Here is a 6,467-nt window from a genome sequence, read left to right on the forward strand (position 1 = left end):
ATGCCACGCTGCGTCAGGTGGGCCTGCTGCCCGACCACGCCGCCTACTATCCGCATATGCTGGCGCCGGGCCAGAAGCAGCGCGTCGGCCTGGCGCGCGCGCTGATCCTGCAGCCGAAAGTGATTATCGCCGACGAGGCGATGGCTTCGCTGGATATGTCGATGCGCTCACAGTTGGTAAACCTGCTGCTGGAGCTACAGGAAAAGCATGGGCTCTCCTATATTTTCGTTACGCAGCATCTCGGCATGATGAAACATATCAGCGATCAGGTGCTGGTGATGCACCAGGGCGAAGTGGTCGAACGCGGCGGCACCGCCGACGTGCTGGCCGCGCCGCTGCATGATTTAACCCGCCGCATGATCGCCAGCCACTTCGGCGAAGCGTTGACGGCGGACGCTTGGCGCCGCGATCCGCCGGTTTAAACGCCGCGGCACCGGGAAAATGCGGCGCTTTTCACCAACTGGCTGGTCGGATTAACGCTATCCCAAGAGTCGTGCTAGAATCGCCGGGTCGATTAACGCGGTTGCGCATTTTTTGAGCTAAGCAGCCGCCAACAACAATGACCATAAGGATTACAGCTATGGGTTTTCTTTCCGGTAAGCGCATTCTGATTACTGGCGTTGCCAGTAAACTCTCCATCGCCTACGGTATTGCACAGGCGATGCACAAACAGGGCGCAGAGCTGGCTTTCACCTATCAGAACGATAAATTGAAAGGCCGCGTTGAAGAGTTCGCTAAAGATCTCGGCTCTGAAATTGTTCTGCCCTGTGACGTTGCTGAAGATGAGAGCATCAAAGCGCTGTTTACTGAACTGGCAAAAACCTGGCCTAAATTTGACGGTTTCGTTCACTCTATCGGCTTCGCGCCCGGCGACCAGCTGGATGGCGACTATGTGAACGCCGTTACCCGTGAAGGTTTCAAAATTGCGCACGACATCAGCGCCTACAGCTTTGTCGCAATGGCGAAAGAGTGCCGCGCGATGCTGAACCCGAACTCAGCGCTGCTGACGCTCTCCTACCTGGGCGCGGAACGTGCTATTCCGAACTATAACGTCATGGGCCTGGCGAAAGCGTCGCTGGAAGCAAACGTGCGTTATATGGCGAATGCGATGGGCCCGGAAGGCGTGCGCGTGAACGCCGTTTCTGCCGGTCCGATTCGTACGCTGGCCGCATCCGGTATCAAAGATTTCCGTAAAATGCTGGCGCATTGCGAAGCGGTTACGCCGATTCGCCGTACCGTTACCATTGAAGATGTGGGCAACTCCGCTGCCTTCCTGTGTTCCGACCTGGCTGGCGGCATTACTGGTGAAGTGGTTCACGTTGACGGCGGTTTCAGCATCGCTGCGATGAATGAACTGGAACTGAAATAAGGTTCCCTGGGCGAGGCTGCGGTCTCGCCCTTTCACCTTTCACCTTTCACCTTTCACCTTTCACCTTTCACCTTTCACCTTTCACCTTTCACCTTTCACCTTTCACCTTTCACCAGCTCAGGCTATCGCTACTGGCGCACGCTTTCACCTGTTCCTGATATCTTTTCGTTATTGATCCTGTGGATATTTAACGTCATTCAACTCCCCTTGCCGCGCCCATCACTGACTTCGGCGATACCTTTCTTACGCGTTACGTTATAGCTTTCCGCTATTTGTTATCGCCGATCATTCTTTGCTGCGTTCATGGGCTTGTTGCAGGATAGCTACGCCATTATTACCCGATTTGATGGCATTTTATGCGGTCGGATTTGCTAACTTGTGAAAGGAATGAGCATGGAACCACGCCGTTATTCCGGCAACAGCCACTGGTATCATGAAACTCAGTCCAGCGCGCGCGCTGGGCAAACGCCTCCGCTTTATCCTGAAGCCGCCGATGTTGAAGATCGTTTCTTGCTGGGCTTACAACAGGATAAATCGAGCCTGACGCCGCTTTTCAGCGAGTTTCGCCCCGCTCTGCGCGCAGGTGTTGCGCTGAGTCAGCAACTGCTTCCCTCTGACATAACGCCAACGCTAATCCATACGCTAACGCTCTATGATCGACTGGCCGTCGCGCTGACCGTGGCGCAAGTTACCGGCATTCAGCGATTATGCAACCACTATGCGGCCCGTCTGAATCCGCTGCCCGGCCCCGACTCTTCCCGTGAAAGTAATAATCGCCTGACGCAGCTCACGCAGTATGCGCGCCAGCTGGCCAGCGATCCTGCGGTGATTGATGCTGCCGCGCTGCAGCGTCTGGATGAGGTCGGTTTGACGACGCCGGATATTATTACCCTGAGCCAGCTGGTTGGCTTTGTCAGCTATCAGGCGCGGGTCGTTGCCGGACTACAGGCGCTGCTCGGTATGCCTGTGCGCTGGCTGCCGGGCCTGAATGAGAGAGTGGATGCGGAGCCGCACTGTTTTACCGCCGCAGCGACGGAACGTTTTCGGCTGCCGCCGCTGGAGCGGCGCTACGCCAGCGAGCAGCAGCTTGCCGCCATCGCCGATGCGCAGGCGCTTCCTGATTTAACGCCAATAGTATGGCTGCTGGCCTGGGATGAGCAGGTGTTGCGCGCCCGCACAACATTGCAGCTCTCCCTGCCCGTAGCAACCGCAGAAGCGCGCCTGGCACAGACGGTAAGCGCGCGGATTAACGGCAGCGCGTTATGCTTTCGTACTGGTGAAAGTCGCGATTGCCAGGCGCTGTTGCCGGGTATTGATGCCGCGCTGACCGCCTGCCGTCAGGCTCCGCTACAACATGCGGTAATCCAGTTTGCCGCTCAGTTGACGCGTGCGCCGGATCGCCTGAGCGCGGCACAATTACAGCCGCTGTTGGCTGAGGGCTTATCGCATCAACAGCTGTTTTGCCTGATCCAGCATGTCGCGCTGGCAAACTGGAACAATCGTCTGCACCAAACGCTGGGCGATGGTTAACCTTCGCTAAGGATGCGGCGAACTTCGTCAAAAAAGTGCTGAGAGAGCGGCGTGGCGCGGCCCGGTTCAGCAATAACCACTGCAGCGTGGCGCGCCATCGGCGCTATTGCCAGCGGACGGCTGCGTAAATCGGGATTCATATCGGGCAACAGATGGCCCACCGGTGCAATCAGGCAGCCCAGCCCTACCTGAACGCCCTGCAATAGCTGAAAAATCGAGGTGCTTTCCAGGATAACGCGCTGCGTAATACCCGCTTCGCGAAAGCTGGCATCCAGATAACGGCGAAAATAGCGCGTCGGCTCAGCCAGGCAGAGCGGTAAATCGGCAATATCATTCAGCTTTAGCTGTTCGAAAGATTCCAGCTGAGGAAAATGCGTGGGATGATAAACCAGCTCTACCCCATTATCCGTCAGCGATTCTGCCTGAAAGTGCAGTTCCCGCAGCGTGGCCAGCTCAAAAAAACCGATTCCGACATCAACGGTGTGGCTGTTCAGCGCATCCAGCAGTTGATCGGCGCTCAGTACCGCGACGCGATAATCGAGCTGCGGATAGCGATCGTTGACCGTTTTCAACAATAGCGGCAGCGAAACGCTGCACTGCGGCACCACGCCAATGCGCAGCGTGCCGTTCACGCCATGCTTCAGCGATTCGACTTCCAGCTTCAACCCCTGATAAACCGAAACGATTTCGCGCGCCCAGGCCAGTACCCTTTCACCTTCAGCAGTAAAGCCGTCAAAGTTATTGCTGCGGTTAATTAACGACAGTCCCAGCTCACGCTCCAGATTTTTCAGGCGCATCGACAGGGTCGGCTGGCTGACAAAGCTGGCCTCCGCCGCGCGGCCAAAATGGCGCTCACGTTCAAGATTACAAAGATAGATGAGCTGTTTAATATCCATAAATTCAACGAGTTAATTTAATAAGAGGTGGCCGAATTGATTGCACGGAAAAAAAGACGCGGCCATCTTTTTTTGCGCCCGGTTTCGCAAGCGCAATACTGTACAAATGGCCAGAGTTTACTTTACCAGAAAATGGTTTTTACCGATGCGGAACTGACGATGGCCAGCAATAAGCTTGCAGAGAGAAGAACCGCCCCTGATGCAGCGCTTTGTGTGCGTCAGAAGCAAGCGTGACAGTTCGACAAACGCGGTACGTTATACATCGATGCCGCTGCCGGTTGGCCCGACAGCAAGCATCAGACACTCACTCAGCCCGCCACTTTGTCCAGCGCGGCCTGAATCGCTTCAGAAAGTTCGTTGATTTCAAATTTCGCCACATAGCCGTCGGCGCCAACTTTACGCACATGTTCTTCGTTGGCGCTGCCGGAGAGCGAAGAGTGAATAACGACCGGGATCTTTTTCAGGGTTTCGTCGCGTTTGATATTACGCGTTAACGTAAAGCCATCCATTTCCGGCATTTCCAGATCCGTCAGCACCATCGCGATGCGCTCACTTATGTGCTGCCCCGCCGCCTGCGCTTCGCGGGCGATGGTTTTGATTTTTTCCCAGGCTTCAAGGCCGGTGTTATGCATAAGCGCCGGAATACCCATGCTCTGTAAACCGTGTTCCAGCATGGTACGCGCTACTTTAGAATCTTCCGCCACAATGACCACGGCGCCGGGCTTGAATTTGAACGTGCGCGCTTTGATCTCTTTCGGCGCGGCATCGCGCACGGAAGGCACGATGTCATACAGAATTTGTTCTACGTCCAACACCATCGCCAGGCTATTGCTCTGGCCGTCGCTGTCCAGACAGGCGATGCTGGTGATGTTACGACTGCTGACGCCCGATTCCGCAGTATGCACCTGGTTCCAGTCCAGACGCACGATATTATCAACCGACTCCACGGCAAAGGCTTGGGTGCTGCGCGCGTATTCGGTAACCAACAGCAGATTAAGTCCGGTTGAAGGCGTACAGCCTGCGACCGCCGCCAGATCGATAACCGGAATAATTTGCTCGCGAATATTTGCCATGCCCAGCAAAGGCGACTGCATGCCCGCGGCTTTGGTAATGGTCGGCATCGGCACGATTTCACGCAGTTTAAAGACGTTAATGCCAAACAGCTCAGACTTTTCGCTATCAGGAGAAGACCCCAGCCGGAATAATAACAATTCGAATTTGTTAGATAAGGCGAGATTCGCTCTCTCATCAATATCTTTCTGGAAGTTATCCATCTTTACCTCTGGTTATTATTGTGGCTGGCGGAAGCTCACAATGCGGTATCTGTTAGGCGTTACGGGGTATATCAGAAACGGCTCATTACCCGGCAACATTAGCGCTTATGCGTTGGCTCTAATTAGTTATCGGCAGAAACAAATAAAAATACAGCGTGAATCTGCTTTGTGTTCGCTTACTCACAGTTTGCAGACGATTAAAACGCACGCAGAGGCGCGGGGCGGTATCAGGCGGGGAAAAAAGAAAGCCCTGACAGCGTACCGTCAGGGCCGGGAACAGCAATTCAGAAAGGATTAATGCTTGCCTTCGGTATCGTAGGGATCCTCTTCATCATCGCTGCTGTCATCGCGTTTACGAGGAATTTCGCCTTCATGCTCAGGCGAGCCGCTGGCCGCAAAGTCATCCTCTTCATAAGGATTGGGCGCGTGAGGCGCATCTTCAGGCAGGCCATGATGCTCATGTTCGTCCGGGTAAGGCTTGTTATGGTCGGGGCGTTCTGACATAGGTTCCTCCATTAACGCAGGTAAGTTAACAAAGTATAGGTGATGGTCAGGTTAGCCGCCCTTTCCGCCCTGCTTTTTCTGGTTAGGCGGCGTCTGAAAAAGGACAGATTCGCGCCAAATAAAAAGGCTACCCGGAGGCAGCCTTCGCATTACGTTTAATTTTATTTATATAATTACTGAAACGCGAAAAACTTTCAGTATAGAGTTTCCCTGGTGTGACTGTATTACTGCGCTGTCTGCCCGCTTACGACGCATTTTGAGAGCTGCAAGCAGTGTATAAGTGGTTTTAACTAAAACCGGGCGAACCGTTATCGAGCAGACGCCGCCATTATTTATAAAATTAACTTATCAATCTACTCCCCTAAAGTACAGGTCGCCGCCAGACGACGTACCGGGACCTGACTCAGGCTACGCCAAGCGCCGTTTTAACTTCATTGGCGATTTTTTCCACCTGCGGCCCATAGATAACCTGCACATCATGCTCGCTGACGCGGTTAACGCCGTTGGCGCCGGTGGTCATTAAGGTTTGATCAACCACCTCTTTCATATCCTTCACCCGCACGCGCAGCCGTGTAAAACAGCAATCGACATCTTCGATATTTCCTTCACCGCCCAGCCCGCTGATGATGGTTTTTGTGCGATCGTCTGCGCTGACCGTTTGCGCCGTGGTTTCCTGCTCTTCCGATTCGCGTCCCGGGGTTTCGACATTCATCCGTTTAATTACAAAGCGGAAGGCGTAATAGTAGAGCGGCGCGTAAACGGCGCCCAGCGCCAGCGTCCACCACCAGTGGGTTTTCTCCCCGCCGAGAATGCCAAACACCACTAAATCGATCGCGCCGCCCTGCACATTGCCAATCATCAGGTGCAGCATCGACATCAGCATAAATGAGAGAC

7 protein-coding genes are annotated in these 6,467 nt (G+C 54.4%); 3 read left to right on the forward strand and 4 right to left on the reverse strand.

Translation table 11 applies throughout. The features are described from left to right. From P3C52_RS20610 to P3C52_RS20620, 3 genes are all read left to right on the forward strand, one after another. Positions 1-422, forward strand: a 422-nt coding sequence (locus P3C52_RS20610) for an ATP-binding cassette domain-containing protein (RefSeq protein ID WP_275556730.1), incomplete at its 5' end; no start/stop codon positions are given. A gap of 158 nt (positions 423-580) precedes the next feature. Then, complete coding sequence (gene fabI / locus P3C52_RS20615) at positions 581-1,369, forward strand: enoyl-ACP reductase FabI (protein ID WP_103058458.1); 789 nt, start codon at positions 581-583, stop codon at positions 1,367-1,369. Between the two features lie 393 nt (positions 1,370-1,762). Further along, positions 1,763-2,899, forward strand: a complete 1,137-nt coding sequence (locus P3C52_RS20620) for an oxidoreductase (RefSeq protein WP_275556731.1) — start codon at positions 1,763-1,765, stop codon at positions 2,897-2,899. Here P3C52_RS20620 and P3C52_RS20625 read toward each other — a convergent pair. From P3C52_RS20625 to P3C52_RS20640, 4 genes are all read right to left on the reverse strand, one after another. Then, on the reverse strand, positions 2,896-3,795 hold the full coding sequence (locus P3C52_RS20625; RefSeq protein WP_275556732.1) for a LysR family transcriptional regulator: 900 nt from the start codon (positions 3,793-3,795) through the stop codon (positions 2,896-2,898). The two genes, P3C52_RS20620 and P3C52_RS20625, sit on opposite strands and share 4 nt — an antisense overlap. Before the next feature lie 308 nt (positions 3,796-4,103). Beyond that, positions 4,104-5,069 carry a chemotaxis protein gene (locus P3C52_RS20630; RefSeq protein WP_275556733.1) on the reverse strand — a complete coding sequence of 322 codons (966 nt, stop codon included), beginning with the start codon at positions 5,067-5,069 and terminating at the stop codon, positions 4,104-4,106. Positions 5,070-5,363: 294 nt separating this feature from the next. Then, complete coding sequence (locus P3C52_RS20635) at positions 5,364-5,573, reverse strand: hypothetical protein (RefSeq protein WP_275556734.1); 210 nt, start codon at positions 5,571-5,573, stop codon at positions 5,364-5,366. A 403-nt stretch (positions 5,574-5,976) separates the two neighbouring features. Further along, positions 5,977-6,467: glucose PTS transporter subunit EIIB (locus P3C52_RS20640; protein ID WP_275556735.1), on the reverse strand; the 491-nt coding region annotated here is incomplete at its 5' end.

The organism is Mixta sp. Marseille-Q2659, from assembly GCF_940807255.1.
Classification (GTDB): Bacteria; Pseudomonadota; Gammaproteobacteria; order Enterobacterales; family Enterobacteriaceae; genus Mixta.

What these genes read in the sequence shown, in the direction of transcription:
- P3C52_RS20625 (WP_275556732.1), bottom strand. Translation starts at nt 3,795, where the DNA reads ATGGATATTAAACAGCTCATCTATCTTTGTAATCTTGAACGTGAGCGC.
- P3C52_RS20630 (WP_275556733.1), bottom strand. Translation starts at nt 5,069, where the DNA reads ATGGATAACTTCCAGAAAGATATTGATGAGAGAGCGAATCTCGCCTTA.
- P3C52_RS20635 (WP_275556734.1), bottom strand. Translation starts at nt 5,573, where the DNA reads ATGTCAGAACGCCCCGACCATAACAAGCCTTACCCGGACGAACATGAG.
- P3C52_RS20620 (WP_275556731.1), top strand. Translation starts at nt 1,763, where the DNA reads ATGGAACCACGCCGTTATTCCGGCAACAGCCACTGGTATCATGAAACT.
- fabI (WP_103058458.1), top strand. Translation starts at nt 581, where the DNA reads ATGGGTTTTCTTTCCGGTAAGCGCATTCTGATTACTGGCGTTGCCAGT.